The sequence below is a fragment of the Alphaproteobacteria bacterium US3C007 genome, assembly GCA_034423775.1.
Taxonomy (GTDB): Bacteria; Pseudomonadota; Alphaproteobacteria; order Rhodobacterales; family Rhodobacteraceae; genus Thalassovivens; species Thalassovivens spotae.
Window position 1 is genome coordinate 1,227,001 of record CP139918.1, and the last position, 21,366, is coordinate 1,248,366.

At 49.8% G+C, this 21,366-nt stretch carries 19 protein-coding genes; 10 read left to right on the forward strand and 9 right to left on the reverse strand.

Features of this window, described 5'->3' with window-relative positions:
* Positions 1–18: 18 nt before the first annotated feature.
* The 5 genes from UM181_05945 to UM181_05965 all read left to right on the forward strand — a co-directional run bounded on the left by UM181_05945 (position 19) and on the right by UM181_05965 (position 5,672).
* Positions 19–801 carry a 2OG-Fe(II) oxygenase gene (locus tag UM181_05945; protein WQC64142.1) on the forward strand — a complete coding sequence of 261 codons (783 nt, stop codon included), beginning with the start codon at positions 19–21 and terminating at the stop codon, positions 799–801.
* A gap of 185 nt (positions 802–986) precedes the next feature.
* Positions 987–2,750, forward strand: coding sequence for an ABC transporter ATP-binding protein (locus tag UM181_05950; GenBank protein WQC64143.1), 1,764 nt, complete (start codon positions 987–989; stop codon positions 2,748–2,750).
* 165 nt (positions 2,751–2,915) lie between these two features.
* Positions 2,916–3,260 carry a hypothetical protein gene (locus UM181_05955; protein WQC64144.1) on the forward strand — a complete coding sequence of 115 codons (345 nt, stop codon included), beginning with the start codon at positions 2,916–2,918 and terminating at the stop codon, positions 3,258–3,260.
* Between the two features lie 177 nt (positions 3,261–3,437).
* Positions 3,438–4,595, forward strand: a complete 1,158-nt coding sequence (locus UM181_05960; GenBank protein ID WQC64145.1) for an MFS transporter — start codon at positions 3,438–3,440, stop codon at positions 4,593–4,595.
* Between the two features lie 108 nt (positions 4,596–4,703).
* Positions 4,704–5,672 carry a DMT family transporter gene (locus UM181_05965; protein ID WQC64146.1) on the forward strand — a complete coding sequence of 323 codons (969 nt, stop codon included), beginning with the start codon at positions 4,704–4,706 and terminating at the stop codon, positions 5,670–5,672.
* A gap of 34 nt (positions 5,673–5,706) precedes the next feature.
* On the opposite strand, the gene UM181_05970 is transcribed toward UM181_05965, so the two are convergent.
* The 5 genes from UM181_05970 to UM181_05990 all read right to left on the reverse strand — a co-directional run bounded on the left by UM181_05970 (position 5,707) and on the right by UM181_05990 (position 11,898).
* Positions 5,707–6,603 carry an NAD(P)-dependent oxidoreductase gene (locus tag UM181_05970; protein WQC64147.1) on the reverse strand — a complete coding sequence of 299 codons (897 nt, stop codon included), beginning with the start codon at positions 6,601–6,603 and terminating at the stop codon, positions 5,707–5,709.
* A gap of 508 nt (positions 6,604–7,111) precedes the next feature.
* Positions 7,112–8,164, reverse strand: coding sequence for a class I SAM-dependent methyltransferase (locus tag UM181_05975; GenBank protein ID WQC64148.1), 1,053 nt, complete (start codon positions 8,162–8,164; stop codon positions 7,112–7,114).
* Positions 8,165–8,322: 158 nt separating this feature from the next.
* The gene (locus UM181_05980; GenBank protein WQC64149.1) at positions 8,323–9,258 is read right to left on the reverse strand and encodes a carbohydrate kinase; all 936 of its coding nucleotides are present in this window, start codon (positions 9,256–9,258) and stop codon (positions 8,323–8,325) included.
* A gap of 179 nt (positions 9,259–9,437) precedes the next feature.
* Positions 9,438–10,829: an alpha/beta fold hydrolase gene (locus tag UM181_05985; protein ID WQC64150.1), complete on the reverse strand. Its 1,392-nt coding sequence runs from the start codon at positions 10,827–10,829 to the stop codon at positions 9,438–9,440.
* Between the two features lie 91 nt (positions 10,830–10,920).
* Positions 10,921–11,898, reverse strand: a complete 978-nt coding sequence (locus UM181_05990) for an adenylate/guanylate cyclase domain-containing protein (protein ID WQC64151.1) — start codon at positions 11,896–11,898, stop codon at positions 10,921–10,923.
* A 462-nt stretch (positions 11,899–12,360) separates the two neighbouring features.
* Here UM181_05990 and UM181_05995 point away from each other — a divergent pair, with 462 nt between their 5' ends.
* From UM181_05995 to UM181_06005, 3 genes are read left to right on the forward strand one after another with little or no spacing between them, the layout of a single operon-like run.
* A complete protein-coding gene (locus tag UM181_05995; protein ID WQC64152.1) occupies positions 12,361–15,120 on the forward strand; it encodes a response regulator in 2,760 nt (919 codons plus the stop codon).
* Positions 15,120–15,485, forward strand: coding sequence for a response regulator (locus UM181_06000; GenBank protein ID WQC64153.1), 366 nt, complete (start codon positions 15,120–15,122; stop codon positions 15,483–15,485). The genes UM181_05995 and UM181_06000 overlap by 1 nt, the downstream gene beginning before the upstream one ends.
* A 1-nt stretch (position 15,486) precedes the next feature.
* Positions 15,487–16,530 carry an adenylate/guanylate cyclase domain-containing protein gene (locus UM181_06005; protein WQC64154.1) on the forward strand — a complete coding sequence of 348 codons (1,044 nt, stop codon included), beginning with the start codon at positions 15,487–15,489 and terminating at the stop codon, positions 16,528–16,530.
* A 4-nt stretch (positions 16,531–16,534) separates the two neighbouring features.
* Here UM181_06005 and UM181_06010 read toward each other — a convergent pair whose 3' ends face one another.
* Both UM181_06010 and pip read right to left on the reverse strand, forming a co-directional pair.
* Positions 16,535–17,107, reverse strand: coding sequence for a nitroreductase (locus tag UM181_06010; protein ID WQC64155.1), 573 nt, complete (start codon positions 17,105–17,107; stop codon positions 16,535–16,537).
* Between the two features lie 76 nt (positions 17,108–17,183).
* Positions 17,184–18,161 (reverse strand): prolyl aminopeptidase, encoded by a 978-nt coding sequence (gene pip / locus UM181_06015; GenBank protein ID WQC64156.1) that lies wholly within the window; start codon positions 18,159–18,161, stop codon positions 17,184–17,186.
* Between the two features lie 49 nt (positions 18,162–18,210).
* On the opposite strand from pip, the gene ubiG reads away from it, so the two are divergent.
* Complete coding sequence (gene ubiG, locus UM181_06020; GenBank protein WQC64157.1) at positions 18,211–18,954, forward strand: bifunctional 2-polyprenyl-6-hydroxyphenol methylase/3-demethylubiquinol 3-O-methyltransferase UbiG; 744 nt, start codon at positions 18,211–18,213, stop codon at positions 18,952–18,954.
* On the opposite strand, the gene UM181_06025 is transcribed toward ubiG, so the two are convergent.
* Both UM181_06025 and UM181_06030 read right to left on the reverse strand, forming a co-directional pair.
* Positions 18,951–19,646: a response regulator gene (locus tag UM181_06025; GenBank protein ID WQC64158.1), complete on the reverse strand. Its 696-nt coding sequence runs from the start codon at positions 19,644–19,646 to the stop codon at positions 18,951–18,953. The two genes, ubiG and UM181_06025, sit on opposite strands and share 4 nt — an antisense overlap.
* Positions 19,647–20,171: a MarR family transcriptional regulator gene (locus tag UM181_06030; GenBank protein ID WQC64159.1), complete on the reverse strand. Its 525-nt coding sequence runs from the start codon at positions 20,169–20,171 to the stop codon at positions 19,647–19,649.
* A 166-nt stretch (positions 20,172–20,337) separates the two neighbouring features.
* On the opposite strand from UM181_06030, the gene UM181_06035 reads away from it, so the two are divergent.
* On the forward strand, positions 20,338–21,207 hold the full coding sequence (locus UM181_06035) for a branched-chain amino acid aminotransferase (protein WQC64160.1): 870 nt from the start codon (positions 20,338–20,340) through the stop codon (positions 21,205–21,207).
* The last annotated feature ends 159 nt before the right edge of the window (positions 21,208–21,366 follow it).

A 21,366-nucleotide genomic window follows, 5' to 3' on the forward strand; every position in this document is an offset into this window, starting at 1 on the left:
TTTGCAGAGAGATTGTTGATGCCCACCCTGTCTGATGTTGTTGACCTGAGCGCCTATCCTTTGCACGATCATGCTTTGCTTGAACGCTGCCGGGCTGCTTTTGATCGCGAGGGGGTGCTAACCTTGAAAGGCTTTTTGCGCCCCGAAGCGGTCATAGATTTGGTGAAAGAAGCGCAGCGGGAACGCAAGCATGCATTTTTCACCGCATCAACGCATAATGTTTACTTAACGCCCAAAGATCCTAGCCTGCCTGAAGATCATATTTTTAACCGTCAAGTTAGCTCGTCAAAAGGCTGCATCACCACGGATCAAGTGCCCGCAGGGTCTGGCCTGCATAGCCTTTATAATTCGCACGTGTTTCGCGGCTTTATCGCCCAATTGGTGGGAGAGCAGGCGCTGTTTGAATATGCCGATCCGTTGTCTTCGATCAACGTGCATTACGCGGGCGAAGGCCAAGAATTGAATTGGCATTTCGACAATTCGGAATTTGCCATCACTTTGCTGTTGCAGGCCCCTTTGGCAGGCGGTGATTTTGAGTATCTGCGCGATCTGCGCGATGCAGAAAATGACGATATGAATTTTTCTGGCGTGCAAGCGGTTGTTGAGGGCAAGCGCCAACCCGAGGCGCTTTTGGTTGAGCCTGGCACTTTGGTGCTGTTTCGTGGACGCAATGCGATGCACCGGGTTACTCCAACGCAAGGCGCGCGGGATCGCATTCTGGTGGTTTTGGCATATAATTCCAAGCCGGGTATCGCACTGTCGGAGGCCGCACGGATGACGTTTTTCGGCCGTCTAGGCTAGGGTGTGGTGCCGTTTTAAGCTTTGCCATATTGCAGGCGGCCAACGCCATATGGAAAGGCGATTGTTTTTTATCATGTTTCACATATAAGCGGCGCATCGTTTGATCTGCAGCATCTATGTTGCAAAAAAGGGCCATGCTCTCCATATCTTCTGGGACACTGGCGCAGGGAATGGGCAGAAACCATATGGCTTCGAAACTTTTTTCGGAAAAAGACAAATCAAATATTGCTTGGTTTTGGCGCCGATATCTTAAAAGAAAAACCCCATGGTTGGGCTTGATATTGGCGTTGGTGCTTTTGGAGGGCTTCGTGCTGCAAAAGTTTTTGGCCATCACCGAAACGGGATTACGGGTGATTTTTGAGCAGGGCGACATCATAGATCTGCTGTGGATTTGCTTGATGGTGTTTTTGATTTTTACGGTTCGCGCCTTGGTTTCTTTTGTGGTGCCCACTTTATCCGTGCGTCTGGCCAGTGGCGCTGTTTTAGAGCTGCGTTCGGATCTGATCCGCCATGTTCTTTATATGGATCAAAGGTTTTTTGATCGCACCAATTCTTCGGATCTTATTCTTCGCTTTGTCAATCAAGTGGAAGCGTTGAGTCAATTCGTTGGCCGCACCACGGTGGAAGCTGTGCGCGATGTGGCCACGATTGTAATCATTTCAGGGTATTTAATTTATAAATCGGCGCTGCTTTTTGGCGTTGCGCTGCTTCTTTTGCCGATCATTTTTTTGCTGATGCGGATGGTGTCTGAAACCATCAAACGCATTCAGGCGCAATCTGAGCAGGCGCTGGGCAGTTACATGAATACAATTGAAGAAATGTCTGGGGGCATGCGCACGATTAAAATGACCGGACAAGAGGCGGCTGAGGTCGATCGAATGATTTCTGAATCGGGCAATATCAAAAAATTAGCGGTCAACCTTCATATGGCGCAGGCGCTTGTTTTGCCTTCGATCGATTTATCTTCAGCGGTAGTATATATGGTTGTGATTGGCGGTGGTGGATATCTCGCGCTTTCAGAGGCCTCGGCCTTAGACGGGGCGTCGATTATCGCTTTTCTGTTGGGTTTGGTGATCGTTTTTGATCCCGCCCGGCGCCTGTCGCAATTTTTCACAAAATTGCAAACCAGTTTGATCTTGCTTGCCTCGGTGCGCGGGGTGTTGCAAACGCAGCCCGATGTTTCAGATGAAGGCAATGTCTCAAAGTTTACCGATACGCGCATCGATATCACCCTGCATGATATCGGGTTTTCCTATGAGGCTGATCAAACATTATTCGATGGTATCAGCCTGCAGTTTAAAGCGGGGCAAAAAACCGCCATTGTCGGCTCGACCGGTTCGGGAAAAACCACGCTGCTTAGTTTGATGGCGCGGCTTTATGATTTAAATAGCGGTGCGGTTCTGTTTAATGGACAGGACATTAAAAAATTCACGTTAAAATCGGTGCGCGAGAAATTTTCAATCGTGGCGCAGGATGTGGTTATTTTTAACAAAAGCATCGCAGAAAACATCCAATATGCAGATCCTAAAGCCAGCGCAGAGGCGGTGCGTGCGGCGGCAAAACTGGCGCGTATTGATGATTTGATGATCGAACGCGGGGATCAGCCTGTGGGTCCAAAAGGCAGCCTGCTTTCGGGTGGTCAAAAGCAGCGGATCGCGATCGCGCGGGCCTTTTTAAAACCGGCGCCGATCCTGCTTTTGGATGAGGCAACATCGGCGCTTGATGCGCTGACAGAACAAAAAGTTAATGCCAGTTTCAAGGATCTTCAGGCCGGTAAAACCACCATTGTTGTGGCACATAAATTTTCGAGTGTGGTTGATGCAGATCATATTTATGTGCTTGAGGCCGGCAAATTGGTTGAACAAGGCACTCATGCCGATCTGATGGCCAAAGCCGGGCTATATGCCAGCATGTTTTCTGCACAGGATGATATTTTAATATCTGGATGATGGTGTTTGCGCGCCTTTAAAACCCTGGTTGAGGCGGTCAATATTTTGCGCAGATCTTCGTAAAAGGCTTTGAAACCTTTCGCCAAATGCCGTGAAATGGGCCAATAGGCTTGATTAATCTCACGCGACGCGCCAACACTGTTGTGTATCGTATTGGGGGCCGGCATGCTCAAACCTATCTTGATTATGTTCAATCTGTTTCTTTGGGCGTCTTCGGCGCAGGCGTTTCACCTGTGCACGGATATCCGGGCTGTGGTGGTGCGTGGAGCTGAAATGCTGTTAGAAGGTCAAGAAGAGGTGGCAATTGACGGGATGATTGCGGCCCAAATGCAGGCACATGGGCACATGCATACGCCCGCTTTGCGCGGCGCTATGCTGCGTCAGTCACTCAAATTGAGCCGAAAAATTGCCAATAGCGATTTAAGGCAAGTGACGGCTGTGAATTATTTTGGTGATCAGTTTCATACGGATTGTACCCGCAATAAAATCTGGTCGGGCATCGGACATTAGCGTTTAGAGTGACCGTTTCCTAAAATTATTCTGCTGTTGGTTTCAAGGTTGGTAAAGCCATTAAATGCAGCGCGCTGCGAGGCGAGAAAATGAGTTTAAGGCTTGTAAACCCAGAAAAAATCACTCAACTTCCGTGACACCGCGCCCAAATTGGGTTTTTCAGAAACAGGATGTCTTATGGGAATAAAATTCCGCCTACCTTTGGTATGGAATGTCTATTTTTCGTTTTTTATCTATGCGTTCAGTCTGGGGGCTATTTTCCCGCGGCTTGGGGATTTGCAATTGCAAATGGGCATTGGGCCTGCGGCGCTGGGGCTGTCGGTTACCGGTGCCGCGCTGGGGGTGCAAGTCTCATTATTGATGGCCAGTTCAGTCTTGTCGCGGTTGGGATTTCGAAAAGTAATGTTCTTTGGCATGCTGTTGATGGGTATTGGTGAAGCTTTGGCCGGTTTGGCCACCAGCCCTTATGTTTTCTTTGGATGGTTTTTTCTGGCGGGTTTGGCGATTGGCGTTGTGGAGGTTGCGGTGAATGTCGAAGCCGACCGGGTTGAGGCGCTGGCGGGTCGGCGGATTATGAACCGGTCGCATGCTTTTTGGAGTTTAGGGTTTTTCGCCACGGGTTTGCTGGGCGCGTTCGTGGCGCAGTTGGGCGTGCCTGCAGGCCTGCATTTAAGCTTGACCGGGCTTGTTTCGGTTGCGTTAACGCTGTTATTTTTGGCAAGGTATCAGCCAGCGCCAATCCGCGGCGCCGATCATGATGGCCCGCCAAAATTGGCCCGTCCAACCCGTGGGATCATGGTTTTGGTTGCCTTTACATTATCTGCCATGCTGCTTGAAGGGGCTTTGATTGATTGGTCGGTGATTTATATGCGCGATGTTTTTGAGGAAAGCGCTTTTGTAAATGGATTGGCGCTGACATTAGGAGCTTTGGGGCAATTTATCATTCGGTTTTTTGCTGACCCCGTTGTGGATCGCCATGGCGCTGAGCGGGTGGCGCGGGTATCTTTGATCGCGCTGGCTTTGGGCGCTGGCGTGGTGTCGTTTACGCCCAATTCCACTTTGGCCCTGATTGGGTTTGTATTTTTGGGTGCGGGAACTGCAGTTATTTTCCCTTTGGCGATCTCGGCGGCGGCGCAAAGAGGCGATCGCTCATCCCCAGAAAATGTAGCAGCTTTGGCGCAATTCTCGTTTGTAACGTTTCTTTTGGCGCCGCCTTTATTGGGTTTTGTGGCAGAAAATTTTGGCATTCGCTATTCCTTTGGTTTGGCGCTGCCTTTGATCTTGGGCAGTTGGCTAACCGTGGGTGCGCTGAGCCATGCGGGCCGGAAGGCATAAAATCTGCGTTGATCCGCTTGGCCCGTCATCTCTTGTCGCAAATGAAGCTGCAGCAAGGGGTCTTGGTCGGTTAGAGCAAGGCTAGAGATACGAAGAGGAAGCCCCGTTATGTCCCAAGCGCTGGTGTCAGATCAGGCCAGGTTAAGCATTCTATGCGTGATGGGTGCGTCTTTGGCGTTTTCCTTAAACGATATTACGGTAAAATATTTTACCGATAGCTTACCGCTTCATGAAGTTATTTTATTCCGCTCGCTTTTTGGAATGGCATTCATTTTGTTCCTTTTCGGGCGAGGGGTGCCCTTAAAAACCATGTTTTCAACCCGCCGCCTGTCGCGCCATATTTTGCGCGGGCTAAGCGTGGTGGTGGCAAATTTTGCTTTTTTTGCAGGCTTGGCTGCCTTGCCACTGGCGGAGGCCTCGGCGATTTTCTTTATCGCGCCGCTGTTAATAACGGGATTTTCGGCATTTTTCTTGGGGGAATATGTAGGTGTCTGGCGCTGGACGGCGCTTTTGGTCGGCTTGCTCGGCGTTTTGATCATCGTAAAGCCCGGCAGTGCAGCGTTTCAATGGGCGGTGATTTTGCCGCTTTTATCCGCGATTGCCTATGCCACCTTGCACACGATCACCCGTTCGATGGGGCTCGCGGAATCGCCCATCACCATGTCGCTTTATATCCAATTGGTCTTTATTGTCGTGTGCCTTGGGATGGGTTTGATGTTTGGAGATGGAAGATTTGCCGGGTTGGGCCATCCTTCGGCTGAGTTTATATTGCGCGCATGGGCATGGCCCAGCGGCAGAGATGTTCTTTTATTCGTAGCTGCGGGGTTTTTCAGCGCGTCTGGTGGCTATCTTATCAGCCAAGCCTATCGCAGCAGTAGCGCTGGTTTGGTGGCCCCTTTTGAATATTCTACGGTCATTTTGGCCGTTTTATGGGGTTATATATTTTGGCAGGAAGTGCCGGGCTTAAGTTCGGCCTTTGGAATCTTTTTAATCATTGCCTCCGGGGTTTTTGTAGCGATACGTGAGTTTAAACGACAAGTGCCGCCTGCCTCGCAAAAGCTATCGGCGCGCCGTTGAGCCGGGCAGTGGCTGCGCTGAAATTAGGGTGCGTTTAGCGCGTTTTCAGCCCGTTTTCCCGCGCTACAAAATCTACCAAATGGGGCACGTAATCCTCTGGGCCATCGCCACCCATGGCCATGGCGCGCGCAAAACTACTTTTCGCGGCATTTCCAATTGGATTTGCAATGCTTGCCTCATTGGCCATGCTTTCGAGATAGCGCAGATCTTTGAGCGCGTTGGTCATGGTGAATTTATGGGCCTCACGATTGCCATCCAGCGCGTAACCCATAAAGGTTTGATAAAACCCACAATCCATCCGGCTACCGCGGATCACGCTGTCAAAGCGCTTGGCATCAATTCCCATTTTAGCCCCTAAGGCCAGCGCTTCGGAATACATGGCGGCATAGCCCAGCGATAGAAAATTATTTAGCAATTTCATACGGTGGCCATCGCCAACCGCGCCGATATGCACGAGCGTTGCAGCCCAGCTTTCGATCACTGGTTTGATCCGCGCAAAAACCGGCTGATCGGCGCCCACCATCGCAGATAGCGCGCCCTCTTCTGCTTGCACCGGCGTGCCCCCTAACGGGGCATCCACCATATGAATGCGCTTTGATTTCAAATTTTCTGCTAGTTTTAGGGTGGAGGTGGGGTCGGATGTTGAGCAATCGATGATAACGGCGTTTTCTGACAGATTAGGGGTGAGTTCCGCGATAATCTGTTCGACCTGAGGCGAACCTGGGGCACAGATGAATACCAGCGTTGAGCCTTTGGCCAGCGCTTCTAGGCTGCCGGCCTCTTGCGCGCCCAGCGACAGCAGATTTTCAACCGGCACGCGGTTTTTATGCGCGATTACGGTCACAGGATATCCCGCGCGTAAAATATTTTTGGCCATGCCATGGCCCATCAGGCCCACGCCGATAAATCCAATTTTTTCGTTTTGCTGCATGCCAACCTCTTTTCTGAAATTTTATGTGTGCATTAATCGTTAAATCAGGTTGCATCGCAAGGGCTTCTTACGCCTAAAGGCGATTGCCTTTGCCCCTGTTGATGGGGTTTACGGACAGCATACCCCTTAATTGTTGTGACTCGCCCCAAAAAAAGAGACGCTATTTCTAGCGTCTCGAGATACCGAATAATCTGGGAGGATATATTTTCGGTTTTTACGATCTGGGAGGAGGTAGACCGTACTCTATTGGTACCATATCTTTCTGCACCGCAGAAATACTTATTTTGAATTGCTGCTATGCAGAAAAATCATAGCTCATACATAATCATCCGTGGTTTTGTGCAGATAGGGGAAGGAATGCGTGAATTTTATGCAGCGAAAACCTTTATCTGGGTATGTGCGAATTTAGCGCGCAAGCCTTCGGGCGGATCTGCTGCGCAGATCCTGGCTGGGGTACAGAATCGCGCCCTATTTTCGGACGCACCATAATGGCCCAGCCCCCCACTTTTTAGGTGATGAGGTATAAAGAATTGAGCGGGTGCTTGATATTAATTTTCTGCACCTCAGAAAACCCTGCCTCGGCGCAGAGGTTGCGCAACACAGAATCGGAGAGACCCACCGTTCCCATACCTTCTCCGCCCTGCCACATTGAGGTGGTCATACAAAAATGTAGACTGATGCCCAATTTAAACACGCCATACGGGCCTGAATTATCAACCGGATCTTCTGTGGCTTCGATATCCATCAGCAAAAACATCCCATCCTGGGCCATAGAATGTTTCAGGGTTCTTAAGCCAAGCGCCGGGTTTGGCAGATCGTGAATTAAATCAAACGTGGCGACAATATCATATTGGCCCGGGCTGCCTTCATCCATATTCCAATGTTTAAATGTGATATTACGGTCAACGCCAGCCTCTTTTGCGTTGACGCCGGCCTGTTCTATATTTGGCGAGAATGCATCATAGCCAATAAATTCTGACTCGGGAAATAGCTTCGCCAACTCAATCGTGGACCTGCCCGTACCGCAGCCAAAATCGGCAAATCTGGCGCCTTTTTTTAAGCGCTGCGTCAACGCTGGGATATGGGGCAACCAATCTTTTACCAAGAAATTACGATACCGCGCGCAGCCCGTGTGATCCAGCGCCTGCCAAAGCGCTGGCGGATAATCTTCAAACCCGACGCCGCCACCAGATTTGAAGGCCTCGCGCAGCTTTTCATAGGGCAATAACGCGCTGTTCAGCAATTTAAAGGCACCATATTGGGCAAAGCGGCCGCCGTCTTCCACCAATAGCTGTGCTTGATCTGGGCTTAGCCAGGCTTCGCGCGTGGCTTTATCAAACATCACATAGCCGCTGAGCACGATCCCGTGCAGCCATTCGCGAACATAACGTTCGTTTAATTGCAGGCGCGCTGCCAGTTGCGCTGAGGTAGAGCGCCCGTGTGTGTGCAAATCTTTAAAAAGCCCCAGTTCAATACCAAGACTGCACAGCCGCACTGAGACGGCCCCCGCCATATCCCTTCCGGCTTGTTCCAACAGGGCTTTGGGTTTTGTATCGCTCATCAGCTTGTTTCCTCGGGTTTTGCGGGTCTGCTCTGGCCAAAGGCATGGGGAGGGGTTGGGCCGCCGACGCGCCGTTACATCTGCCCTGCCATATTATCAATTTTGGGTATTGTGTTAAGAATATATTTGCAAAATTCCGCAGCGTTTTTTGCGCAGTTTTAGAGGTGAAGCTCTTCTAGATAGGGTGGGTTACATCCCGCGCGTTCGCAGTTCAGCGCTGCCGCTGTTGCGGCGACTTCTAACAGGCTTTGCAAATTCTCAGGGCTTAAGGATGAAAGTGCCTTATGCGTGTCCCAGCCATTTTTGGTGATCTGCGCGATTAAAGTGCCCATAAAGGTGTCGCCCGCCCCCACCGTATCGGCCAGAGGGGATGCAACGCCCGCAGGCACCGCGATTTTGTGCTGCGCGGTTGCGCCGATCGCGCCTTTTTGGCCCATTGTCAGCACCAGCAATGCGGCATTGCTCAGCGCGCGGATCTTTTCAAATGCCTCTAGCAAAGGCAGCTCTGGAAGCAGATAGGCCAGATCTTCATCGCTTAGCTTGACCAGTGTTGCCGAGCCCAAAAGCCGCAACACGCGCTCTACATATTCTGCTTTATTGGCAATCAATCCCGGCCTGGCATTGGGATCTAGGCAGGTCATCATGCCTTTTTCGGCGCAGCTTTCAAAAAACGCCTCCCAGGCTTGGGCATCCGCACCGGTGATCAAGGCCAAAGAGCCAATATGAAACGCCGTTGCCTTGGCGGGACAAGTCTCGATCAATTGCTGATAGGATATCTGGCGTTCCGCTGTGCCCTCACGGTAGAACTGATAGCTTGGAATGCCATCCGCCAGCGAAACAACCGCCAGCGATGTTGGCTGCGACACGCGCTGGGCGGCCAAGGCAATATTATCTTGTGCCAGGCGCGCTTCCAGCATTGCTCCCAAAGCATCTTCTGAAACGGGCGTCATATAGGTGACATCTTGGCCTTGCCGGGCTGTCGCTATTGCGCAGTTGTAACAAGAACCGCCTGGAATGGCTTGGTACAAAGCCGCCCCATCCGGCGTGCCGGTTTGTACAAAGTCAATCAGGTTCTCTCCACCCACAAGAATCATATGATCGTTCCTTCTTTCTAATTTTGAGCCGGTATCATCGAAAACGCGCTCGGCCAAAGGGGCATTATAATCACACCGGCTTAATAAGCCCTCCAAACCAGCAACGCCAGAGCGGGTTTATTATTTACAGCATTGAACTGGGGTCTTTGCCACCCGAGCTGGCGGTCTGTCAAACCCCGTTACAAAGACGCTAAAAACTTGGACACTTCTTGTTGAAACACTGGCCATCCGGCATCTTGTTCCAAAATAAGATGGTTTGTTGAGTCAAGCGGCACAAAGCGGGCATTGGGCATTTTATCTGCCATTATCTGAGATTGATCCATTGGTACGCGTTGATCGCCGCGGCTATGCATGATCAATGTTGGCAGGGTGATCTGCTCTAAGCGGTTGGTCACATCAATTTCGGCATTCACCCGAGAGATTGCGGCCGCATTTTCTGCGCTGGTGCTCAGTTGCATCAACCGATCAAACGCATCTTTTTCCGCCTGGTTCGAATCGGGAATCATAGTGTTTGCAAAAAACTGCCGGAAGGCCGGGATATCAGAGTCCCACCCGGTTTGAATCATCTGAATTTCCAAGTCAGTTTGCGATGGGTTGGCGGATGGTCGCTTATTGGCGCCTTGCGCAAACCCGCCTAAGAAAATTAAACCCTTGACGCGCTCGGGATGGCGATATGCAAATTCAATCGCCGAGGCGCAGCCTTGCGAAACACCAAAGAGCACGCATTTTTCATCTTGAATGGTGTTTGAGACCGCCATGATATCATCTACAAACGCGTCAAATGATATTGTTTCCGGGTGGCGCTCTGACAGCCCATTACCGCGTTGATCAAAGCGCAGCAATTGATGCTCAGAAGAAAGATTTTCGAAAATATGGCGCCATAACGGGCTGCGCCAATCAGCATCCAGATGTGTTACAAAATTTGGCGATTTTAAAAGCACCGGGCCCTGCCCCAAACTGGCCATGGCAATTGCGCAGCCATCGGCACTTGTACAATAGCTGATTTGCTGATCGAGCTGTTTTCCCAAAATTGCGCTGCGCGGATGGCTCGGATTAAAATCTGGCGCGCTCATAAAGCATGCAATTGGACGGTCTATATTTTTAAGCCGTTGAAGACCTTGGGCATCAAAGGCCTGTTGCGCCTGCGTTGACATTTTGCCGAGGCAGTGCTCAGAGGTGCAGATAGATCCCGGTTTTGAAATACTTTCCAACCGCGAGGCGATATTGACGGTAGATCCGAAAACATCCCCTGCCAATTCTATAACTGGTCCATGATGCAGCCCAATCCGATACACGAAAACATCGCTGTTGGGATCTTCATCGCAGAAGGCTTTCACCCCGCTTAGCAGCGCTGTTGCAAAATCAAACCCGTCTTGAGCAGCCTCAAAAAGGCATAAAAACCCATCCCCGGTGGTTTTAATCAAGCGTCCGTGATAGCGAGATAAAAGCGGATGAAGCAGCCTAGTATGTAGGGTTTGTTGGCGGGTGATGACGCGGTGTTCATCCCTCTCAACCAGCCGCGAGAAGCCAACAATATCCGAAAATAAAACGGTTTTTTCCTGCGTGTCCATATTACCCTACAGAGTTATGTTATGGGGCAAGCGCGGTGCATTTGGCTGTTTGTCACCAGCTTTTGCGGCATATGCCTGCTATCGTGAAAATTTAGGCAACATTTTCTTCCGGTTGCGGTTCTGAAAGTTCATCAATGATCTTTTTAAGGGTTTCCAATTCTTCCAGATCCAGCGGATGTTTCGTAAGCTTTAGCTGAAAATTCTCACCTTCAAAATTCTTTGTTTCAGCGCGAGACGTATCACTAATATCAACTTCATAGGCGATCACACCGCGCTCTAACCCTTTCAATTCAAGCTGTTGGGGGGCGTCAAAGCTAAAATAGTCTTTCACTTGAAAATAGGTTTCCTCAGAGACCAATATTCCCGATGGCATCGCGGCGCTTTCCAAACGTGAGGCCAAATTAACTGCAGCGCCCACCACGGTATAATCAAGCCGGTCTTCACTGCCGAAATTGCCCACGGTGCAATATCCGGTATTGATCCCAACGCGGATTTCCAAATCTTTTTTTAAGCCAAAATGTTTGCTCCAATAACCCCATAACTCGGCCATTCGTTGTTGCATTTCAACCGCCATCGCTACGCATCTTCGGGCATCTTCTTCAATTCCGAAGCTTTCCGGATCGCCAAAGAAAATCATGATCGCATCACCGATATATTTATCAATTGTCGCGCCATGTTTCAGCGCGATCTGCGACATTTCGTTTAAATAAAAATTTAATAACGCGGTAAGCTCTTCGGATTCCAATTTGTCAGATATGGCTGTGAAATTTACAATATCAGAGAAAAATACAGTGATTTTTTTACGGTAGCTTTTTACCTCGACATTCTGCTTGCCGCTAAAGATCGATTCGTAAATTTGGGGCGAAAGATATTTTGCCAATTGCCCCGATACGTCTTCCATTTGCTGGGTTTTCGACTGCGCCTCAGCCTTTGCGTCTTCGGCAACCTTTTTTTGTTTTTCCAGCTGGGTTGCCAATGACTTACGCAAATTGGCTTCTAAGCGTAGGCGTGAAAGTTCCTTTTTAAGATCTTTCAATTCTGTTTCTTGGTCTTTGGGCGTTTCAGTCACAGATTCTTTCCTCGCACCAGGGTTTTAAATTGGGCCAAAGCTGGAATGGTTATATACATTGATTTTGCGGCTTTACGGCTTTGGTTTCACAACAGTATTCAGCAAGTCGAAGGTCGTGACAACATTCTAATTGTTCGTTTTGACAAACAGACAAGAATATTGATGAAAAGACGAAAATTAATCAGCCGTCACGGAATAATAATTCAATCACTTTACCGATATTTTGCCTGAGATCAGCGGGAATTGTTCGGCCTTAGAGAAACCACGTTTCCCGGCTCTTGTCTCTGAAAAAGTATTTTTAACAATTTAAACCAATTTTTTAAAAATCTTTTGCTGAGTTTTGGCTTTCTTTGATTGGATATGACCCAAGGGAATTTGGTTTCCCCATAGACAGGTTAAAATAATCTTCGTTAATCTAGATCTTAAAACGTGGGTGACGTTTGTAATGTGAAAACAGGCGGAATGAATAAGATGAATTCTTTAGAACAATCAGATTTGAACGCAGTTTTAATTGAAAGTTTGGACACTCTTCCAAGCGGCGTATGCGTTTGGACAGAAGATGATCGCCTGGTTTTCGTAAATCGATTTTTCAACGAACTTCAAAAAGAGGTTGGGGTGTCTCTCGAACCGGGCATCTCACGCTTAGAAGTTGTGCAACAAAATATTGATTGTGGATTTTTAAAGTTACCTCCCGATTTAGATATTGAGGCCTATCTGCGGCAGAGTAAGGCCGATATGTATGCCCAGGATGGGGGCTCGCGGATCGAGCTGCCCCTGCGCGATGGCGGGGTGCTGCTTTTGACCAATAAGCCTTTGAGCTCGGGCAATTACCTGCAGCTCTATACCGATATCACCACGCTTAAAAAGCATGAGGCCGAGCTAGAAGATAAAGAGCGGCGTTATGTTGGGGTAACGCATGCGCTGAATGCATTTGTCTTCGAGTGGAATATTGAAAATGGCCAGACCAGCTTTTCAATCCCCGAAGGCGTTGGGCCGGCAGCTGAAAAAAATATGAGCAGGCTGCAAATGGATCGTTTGGATGCTGTGTTTGAAGAAGATCGTGCGGCGTATAAATCCGCGATGATCGCACATTTTAAAAAGCAAACCCCGCTATTTTCATGCGATCACCGAATCCGATCGGATACAGGCCAATTGAATTGGTACCGCACACGCGGCAAAGCCCTTTGGAATGAACAGGGGCGTGCGGCCAAATTCTATGGGTTGGTTGAAAATATCGATGATCAAAAGAAAATACAGCTGCGCATGGCAGATATCGAAAAACGCTCGCAGGATGTGTTGAACAGTATTTCAGCCGGGATTATGGTCTGGGATGCCAAGGATCATCTGGTCTGGGTGAATAAGTTTTTTGATCGCTTCGGCGTGCCGCTTGAACCAGGGCAACCCTACATTAACGAAACTGGAAAGCTTGTTGATGGGGGCATTTTTTCTTTAGATGAAGGGGTTGATAAGCAAGAATTCTTAAAAGACCGAGTGGCGCAACGCCAGGCGTTGACCGGAACGGCTATAAATTTGCTGCCAAGGATGGCAGATGGGTCGCATCTTCAAATCACCAGTAAACGCCTCGAAGATGGCGGCATGGTGCAAGTGTTTGTGGATGTGAGTGATTTGACCAACCGTGAAGAAGAGCTGAATAATTTGGTGGAAGAGCTCAACACAGCCAAACAAGCGGCGGATGCGGCCAACCAAACGAAAAGTCAGTTTTTGGCCAATATGAGCCATGAATTGCGCACCCCATTAAACGCCATTATTGGCCTTACTGAAATGTTGAAGGAAGATTGTGTTGATGATGGTTTGGAGGATTTTATCGAGCCGCTTGACCGTGTCTTTAGCGCCGGCAAGCATTTGCTGACGCTGATCAATGATGTTCTAGACCTATCAAAAATTGAGGCGGGCAAAGTCGAGTTATATAATGAAACATTCGAATTAGAGCCTTTGCTGCATGGCGTGATTCAAACCACCCAAACGCTGGTCGAGCAAAATAATAATGAAATTGCTTTAACTTTCTTGGAGTCGATCGATGAGGTGACAAATGATCAAACGCGGATAAAGCAGATTTTTCTGAATTTGATTTCCAACGCCACCAAATTTACCGAAAATGGCCAAATATCTTTGACCGTCAGCCGGCAATCCACGCCGCAAGGCGATTTGGTCAAAGTGGATGTTGCCGATACTGGTATTGGCATGGATGAAGAACAGGTGGGCCGTTTGTTCAATGCTTTTGTACAAGCCGACAGTTCGACCACCCGCAAATATGGCGGAACCGGCTTGGGGCTCACCATTTCAAAGCAGCTTGCGCAGCTGATGGGGGGTGATGTCAGCGTGCAGAGCGAAAAGGGCATAGGCACGGTATTCACCGCAAGTTTCGCGTTGAACAATGCCGGGCATATGCATACCGAAAACGCCAGCGCTGAACCTTTGATAACGCGGGTGATCCCCGGCGGTGAACCAACGGGTAAGAAAGTGCTTATCATCGATGATGATCCAACGATCAGTGCGTTGATGCAGCGGCAACTGGTCAAAAACGGGTATGCGGTGCTTATCGCCAGATCGGGCAAGGAAGGCCTGTCTTTGGCCAAAACCCACCAGCCCGATGTGATCACCTTGGATATTTTGATGCCAGAGATTGACGGATGGTCAACGCTTCGAGCGTTGAAGGCCGATCCCGAAAGTCGCCATATCCCAGTGATTATGGCGTCAATTTTGGATGAAAAAAACAAAGGTTTTGCCTTGGGTGCGGCAGATTTTCTATCCAAGCCGATCGAGCGGGATTATCTTATTTCTTCGGTGCAACGGCTTATTGGCCAGAAAAAAGCCGCAACCATCTGCGTGATCGAAGATGATCAAGACCTGCGCTTTACCGTGAAAGAAATCCTAGAAAAAACCGGCGCGACAGTGCTTGAGGCGTGCCATGGGAAACAGGCGTTTTCTGTCTTGGAAAACCACAATGAACTGCCCGATTTGATTTTGCTTGATCTGTTGATGCCCGTGATGAACGGGTTTGAGTTTCTGCAAAAGCTGCAGGCAACCAAGTTTAAATCAATCCCGGTTTTGGTGTTAACGGGTGCCGATCTAAGTTCTGAAGAGCGCAAAATTTTATCGCAGGAAACCTTGCGCGTGATTGAAAAAAATACCGAAAGCGTGGCGCTTATTGCCGATGACATCGCGCAAGCGATCGAAACAATCAGCGGGGCGGTGCGCTGATGTTGAAAATATTATATATCGAGGATAATGAAGATAACGTTTATATGCTGAAGCGGCGCTTAACGCGCAAAGGCTTTGACATGGTGATCGCGGGTGATGGGCTTGCCGGGGTGGCTATGGCGCATAGTGAATCCCCCGATTTAATTCTTATGGATTTGAGTTTGCCCAAAATGGATGGGTGGGCTGCAACGCGGGCGATCAAGGCAGATCCCGCCACGCAAGGGATTCCAGTCATTGCTTTATCCGCGCATGCGATGGAAGAGCATAAGCAAAGCGCCCTGCAGGCAGGTTGTGATGATTATGATACAAAGCCGGTGGACCTGCCCCGATTGCTGGCCAAAATTAACGCAGCATTGGGGCGGTGAAATGACTAATAAAGAACAGGCAAAGATCCTTGTTGTCGATGATATTGAAGCAAATCGCTTCACTTTAGAGCGCCGGTTGAAGCGCGATGGATATGCCAATGTTTCTTTAGCCGATTGCGGCAAAGCCGCGCTAGGCTCTGTTGAAAGCGCTGAATTTGATTTGGTGCTTTTGGACCTTATGATGCCTGATATGAGCGGCCTTGAGGTGCTTAAAATCTTAAAGTCTGATCCACGTTATCGCAAAATTCCAGTTGTTATGGTCACTGCCTCTGATGAGGTTGAGACGGCGGCTGAGTGTATTTTAAGTGGGGCTGATGATTTCATTACCAAGCCGTTTAACGCCACATTGCTGAAGGCGCGGGTTGGCGCCTGCCTTGAAAAGAAGCGTTTGCAAGATAGCGAAGATCTGTATCTTAGCCGAGTGGAAAGCGACAAGCAGCGCTCTCAAGAGGTATTGAAAACAGTGCTGCCCAACGATGTCGCCGTAGAGCTTCAATCCACTGGGCGCGTGCATTCTCGGCGCTATGATGACGTTGCTATTTTGATCTGTGATCTGGTGGGGTTTACCGCGTTTTGTGAGCAGAATGATCCTGAAATTGTGGTTAAAACTTTGCAAACGCTGGTGGAAGCGTTTGAACAGGTGTTCACCAAATTCGGTTTAGATAAGGTGAAAACGGTGGGCGATGCGATCGTTGCCGTGGGCGGCTTAGCGCGGCCAGCACCCGAAGCGGTGAAATCCTGCGTCTCTGCCAGTTTGATGCTGCGCGATATTGCCAATGCGTTTGAGCCTTCTTTTGGGTTGCATGTGGGCATCCATAGCGGCTCATTGGTTGCTGGCACCGTGGGCAAATCAACCATCCAATTTGATATTTTGGGCAAAGATGTGAATATCGCCTTCAATATTTGTGATTTGTCCGAGAGCGATCAGATTTTATTGTCAAGCGATGCAAGGATGCATGTGCGCAATGAGGTGGTGGCAAAATCTGCAGGTTTGGCGCGGTTGAAAAGTGGCCAAGATATCGAACTTTTTGAGTGCGGCGTGTAAAAGCTTACCGCCAGGTCACGCTCTGCTCAAGATTGGGCCGTGGGCGTTCTGGAGGTGTTTTAGTTTCGGTGCCTAAATAAATCAAACCAGCCACGCGCTCATGGGCGCTTAATCCAAGGCCATTTTCTACAAAGCTGCGATTGTGGCTGGCCCATCCCGATAGCCAATTCGCACCCCAACCGGCGGCAAGGGCGGCATTCAGCAAAGCGAGGCAGACTGCGCCGGCCGAATAGGTTTGTTCGATTGTGGGAATTTTCTCTGATGGTTTTTGAACCTCGATCACGGCCACTGCCACATGGCCTTGGTCAAAAGGTTGGCGGGCTTTTTCAACTGCAGAGGCGTCTAATTGCGCCTCGAGCGCGCAGGCTTCGGCAATGCCGGCCAATTCATCCAAACTGTCTGACGTTAAAACGATCAGGCGCCAAGGTTCTAATTTACCATGGTCGGGCGTGCGCAGCGCTGCCGTTAAAACATCACGCAATTGTTCTTGATCTGGCGCGGGGAGGCTTAAGGTTTTTGCTGGCCTTGAGCGTCGCGTTAATAAGAAATCTAAAGCGGCTTGGTTGCGTTTGGGCATTTACTCGTGATCCATTTTAAAGGCGCCATGGCCCCCTATTTATTTGAAATTAGGGCGTTTGCGCGATCTATTGGGTTTAATAATCAGACAGCGCGATCCGGTCCATGATTTTAACAAGCTCGACGCTGATGCCAGGTTCCGACATCGCGTGGCCTGCGTTTTTGATCATTTTTAAATCGCATTTGGGCCAAACTTTGGACAGCTCGATCGCAGTTTTGGGCGGGCAAATCATATCATATCTGCCTTGCACGATCCACCCGGGGATATGGGCGATCCGCTCCATGGCGTTTAAGATTTGTCCGTCATGGTCCAAGAACCCGTTATTGATGAAATAATGGTTCTCTAATCTTGCGAAAGTGCGCGCGTAATCGCTTGGTGCTTCACCTCCACGGCCATCCGAATACACCGAGGCCAATGCGGTTTCCCAAGCTGACCATATCCGGCCAAACTGTATTTCAACGCGCAGATCTCCGCTGAACAAACGGCGGTGAAAGGCTGCAATCAAATCATCTCGTTCGTCTTCCGGGATTTTTTCTATAAATTTTTCCCAGGCGTCGGGCCAAAACTGGCTGGCCCCGCCGCCATAAAACCACGCCAATTCATTCTGAGTCATTGTGAAGACGCCGCGCAGAATGAGATGGCTCACCCGTTCTGGATGGGTTTGAGCATAGATCAACGCCAATGTGGCGCCCCAACTGCCTCCGAATAACGCCCATTTTTCAAGACCCAGTCGCTGCCGCATCGCTTCCATATCTTGCACCAGATGCCAGGTGGTATTGTTGGTCACGCTGGCCTGCGGCTTGCTGCGCCCGCAACCGCGCTGATCAAAAAGGATAATATGGTATTGTTCTGGATTGAAATAGCGCCGCATGATCGGGCTACAGCCTCCGCCGGGCCCGCCATGAACAACCACAACCGGGCGCCCCTGTGGGTTTCCACATTGCTCGATATAAATGTGGTGACCATCCCCCGTATCGATAATCTCTGCAGAAAATGGATCGACGGTAGGATATAAATGCTGATATGCGCGTTTTTGATCTGAGAATTTATCCATGAACGCACTATATGTGATTTATAGTGCAAAAGACCAGACGGAGAACCCTATGAGCGGCGCAGAATTTACCGTAGATGCTAAAGAGATTGCCAAATTTGAGGCGATGGCCGCAGAGTGGTGGGACCCCAATGGCAAGTTTAAACCGCTTCACATGCTTAACCCTTGCCGATTGGATTATATCATTGCGCAGATAGCGGCAGAATTTGACCGCGATCTTGCGCAAGGCAACCCCTTTGAGGGATTGCGCATTCTGGATATAGGATGCGGGGGTGGTTTGCTCTGCGAGCCGATGGTTAGATTGGGCGCAACGGTCACCGGGGTGGATGCAGCAGCGCGCAATATTCCTGTGGCGCAAGCCCATGCCGATCAATCAAACCTGCAGATCGAGTATATCGCTGGCACGGCCGAAAGCCTTGTGGAACAGGGCCGCGAGTTTGATGCGGTATTAAATATGGAGGTGGTCGAGCATGTCGCCGATCCGCAAGGATATTTAAAAGCCTGCCAAGAGCTTCTGAGACCGGGGGGGCTGATGGTGTGCTCTACGATCAACCGCAACGCCAAAAGTTTTGCCATGGCGATTGTGGGTGCGGAATATGTGATGCGATGGTTGCCCAAAGGCACGCATGAATGGTCAAAATTTATCACCCCGGATGAATTGTCTGGTTTTATCGAAGCTGCGGGCCTTTCGGTTGTGGATCGCAAAGGCTTTGTTTTCAATCCGCTTAGCTGGCAATGGCGATTGTCTGACCGGGATCTCAGCGTGAATTACGTGACCGCCAGCGTAAAGCCCTAATCCGGATTCAGCATATAGCCTTCGCCGCGAACTGTTTGCAGATAGCGGGGTTGTTTTGAATCCGGCTCAATTTTTCGGCGCAACCGGGTGATTTGAACATCGATTGCGCGGTCTTGGCCTTGGCTTTGATCGCGCCCTAGTTCGCTCATCAGATCCTCGCGGCGGATGGGCCTGCCCGCGCTTTGCGCCAAAATGCCCATTAACGCGCTTTCAGTGGCGGTCAGGCGGATTTGCTCATCGGCTTTCCAAAGTTCTTTGCGCTGCATGTCATATCTGATCTGCCCAAGCGTAATTATTTTAGGCCCCGCGCCTTGATCCAGATCGGTTGGAACGCGGCGTAAAATTGCATGTAGGCGCAACAGCAATTCTTTGGGCTCGAAAGGTTTTGAAAGATAATCATCAGCACCTGCCTCAAGGCCGCCAATGCGATCCTCGATCTCGCCTTTCGCGGTTAACAGCAAAATTGGTGTGTCAATTTTGCGGCGAAGATCTTTGGTCAGCGAAATCCCATCCTGACCGGGCATCATCACGTCACAGATGATCAAATCAAAGGCAAGCCCCCCCAGCAAGTTGCGGGCATGGTGGCTATCATCGGCGGTGGTCACGTTGAAATCATTGCGCAGCAAATATTTCTTGAGCAGATCGCGAATGCGCTCATCATCATCAATGATCAAAATATGTGGAATCAACATTTAAGCCCCATCCTCGCGCAGTTGGGAATAAGCTGTCATCATATCCGGATCCATCATCGCTTCTAACACTTTGCGAAATCCGGCAACTGCCTCGGGACCGACTTGCCGGAACGCGCTGCGCATTCGCCGGCGCTGTGCATCGGATAGCTTTTGTTCGAGGGCATGGCCGGTTTCGGTCAATGCCAAATGCCGTTCCCGCTTATCGCGCTGCCCGACTTGGCTGGTGACCAACCCATCTGCGATCAATTTGCGCAATACGCGGTTTAGCGATTGTTTGGTCACGCCCAAAATTTGCAGCAGGTTGTTCACATTCGTGCCCGGCGCGCCGTTGATAAAATGCAAGGCCCTGTGATGGGCCCGTCCATAGCCGTGCAATTCAAGTATCCTATCTGGATCAGCGGTAAAACCACGATAGGCGAAAAACATTGCCTCAATGCCCTGCCTTAATTGATCATCCGTCAGGTAAAGCAGCGTTTCACCCATAGCGCGATGCCCGAGGGGGTGCGATAAGGAAGGGTTCTCCATGCCAAATCTCCGACTGATTTCATCTGGCAGTTTATGTCAGTCTTGTTGACATTCCAAGCGTCAACTGTTAGCAAAACCGAGTTTATTGGTAACTTTATACCACAATTGACGCAGTTTTTGAAATAATATGAATAAATTGCTATAAGAATCTGAGAAAGGGCGCGCTGTGGAATTAGGATATGATGATCGCGATGGAAAGATTTGGCTTGACGGCCAATTGGTTGATTGGCGAAGCGCGCAAGTTCATGTGCTGAGCCATGCGATGCATTATGCCAGCTCGGTGTTTGAAGGCGAGCGCGCTTATGGTGGCAAGATTTTCAAAAGTCGGGCGCATTCAGAGCGCTTATTGGCTTCGGGAAAATTGATCGATTTCGAAATTCCTTATTCTGTAGAGGATATCGAAGCCGCGAAAGAGGCGGCTTTGCAGGCTAATGGCCTGAGCGACGCTTATGTGCGCGCGTTTGCATGGCGCGGCGCGGGGCCGGATATGGGGGTTGCCTCCTCGCGCAATCCCGTACGCATGGCGGTGGCTGTGTGGTCGTGGGGCAATTATTATGGCGATGCCAAGATGAAGGGCGCCAAGCTGGATATCGCAAAATGGCGCCGGCCCGATCCGGCCACGGCGCCTTCGCAAGCCAAAGCTGCGGGGCTTTATATGATCGCAACCATGTCAAAACATGCGGCCGAAGCCAAAGGCTGCAGCGATGCAATGATGTTTGATTATCGCGGCTATGTTGCCGAGGCCACGGGCGCCAATATTTTCTTTGTCAAAGATGGCGAAGTACATACGCCGACAGCGGATGCCTTTTTGAACGGAATAACCCGTCAAACGGTTATCGAAATGCTTAAAGAAAAAGGTATTCGTGTGATCGAGCGGCATATTATGCCAGAAGAGCTGGAAGGGTTTGAGCAATGCTGGCTGACGGGCACAGCAGCCGAGGTCACACCGGTTGGCCAGATTGGCGATTATCATTTTGACGTGGGCGCTTTGACGCGTGATATTTCTGAAAGTTATGAAATATTGGTTCGGAAGTGATTTAAGAGCCAACGGAGGGATGGGCGTTGATGCCTATACCCTCAATCTGTGAATATTCGTAGATCTGGCGGGTCTTTCAAAGGTGGAGCAAAGCGGTAATGCCCATGCGGTTTAAAGGACCCGTGAAAAGGCTGCTTTTGGCGCCAAAGTTTAAAGACA

Bases quoted from the DNA above. Each gene is read 5' to 3' on its own strand.
- UM181_05945 (WQC64142.1), top strand. From the start codon at position 19: ATGCCCACCCTGTCTGATGTTGTTGACCTGAGCGCCTATCCTTTGCAC.
- UM181_05950 (WQC64143.1), top strand. From the start codon at position 987: ATGGCTTCGAAACTTTTTTCGGAAAAAGACAAATCAAATATTGCTTGG.
- UM181_05955 (WQC64144.1), top strand. From the start codon at position 2,916: ATGCTCAAACCTATCTTGATTATGTTCAATCTGTTTCTTTGGGCGTCT.
- UM181_05960 (WQC64145.1), top strand. From the start codon at position 3,438: ATGGGAATAAAATTCCGCCTACCTTTGGTATGGAATGTCTATTTTTCG.
- UM181_05965 (WQC64146.1), top strand. From the start codon at position 4,704: ATGTCCCAAGCGCTGGTGTCAGATCAGGCCAGGTTAAGCATTCTATGC.
- UM181_05970 (WQC64147.1), bottom strand. From the start codon at position 6,603: ATGCAGCAAAACGAAAAAATTGGATTTATCGGCGTGGGCCTGATGGGC.
- UM181_05975 (WQC64148.1), bottom strand. From the start codon at position 8,164: ATGAGCGATACAAAACCCAAAGCCCTGTTGGAACAAGCCGGAAGGGAT.
- UM181_05980 (WQC64149.1), bottom strand. From the start codon at position 9,258: ATGATTCTTGTGGGTGGAGAGAACCTGATTGACTTTGTACAAACCGGC.
- UM181_05985 (WQC64150.1), bottom strand. From the start codon at position 10,829: ATGGACACGCAGGAAAAAACCGTTTTATTTTCGGATATTGTTGGCTTC.
- UM181_05995 (WQC64152.1), top strand. From the start codon at position 12,361: ATGAATAAGATGAATTCTTTAGAACAATCAGATTTGAACGCAGTTTTA.
- UM181_06000 (WQC64153.1), top strand. From the start codon at position 15,120: ATGTTGAAAATATTATATATCGAGGATAATGAAGATAACGTTTATATG.
- UM181_06005 (WQC64154.1), top strand. From the start codon at position 15,487: ATGACTAATAAAGAACAGGCAAAGATCCTTGTTGTCGATGATATTGAA.
- UM181_06010 (WQC64155.1), bottom strand. From the start codon at position 17,107: ATGCCCAAACGCAACCAAGCCGCTTTAGATTTCTTATTAACGCGACGC.
- pip (WQC64156.1), bottom strand. From the start codon at position 18,161: ATGGATAAATTCTCAGATCAAAAACGCGCATATCAGCATTTATATCCT.
- ubiG (WQC64157.1), top strand. From the start codon at position 18,211: ATGAGCGGCGCAGAATTTACCGTAGATGCTAAAGAGATTGCCAAATTT.
- UM181_06025 (WQC64158.1), bottom strand. From the start codon at position 19,646: ATGTTGATTCCACATATTTTGATCATTGATGATGATGAGCGCATTCGC.
- UM181_06030 (WQC64159.1), bottom strand. From the start codon at position 20,171: ATGGAGAACCCTTCCTTATCGCACCCCCTCGGGCATCGCGCTATGGGT.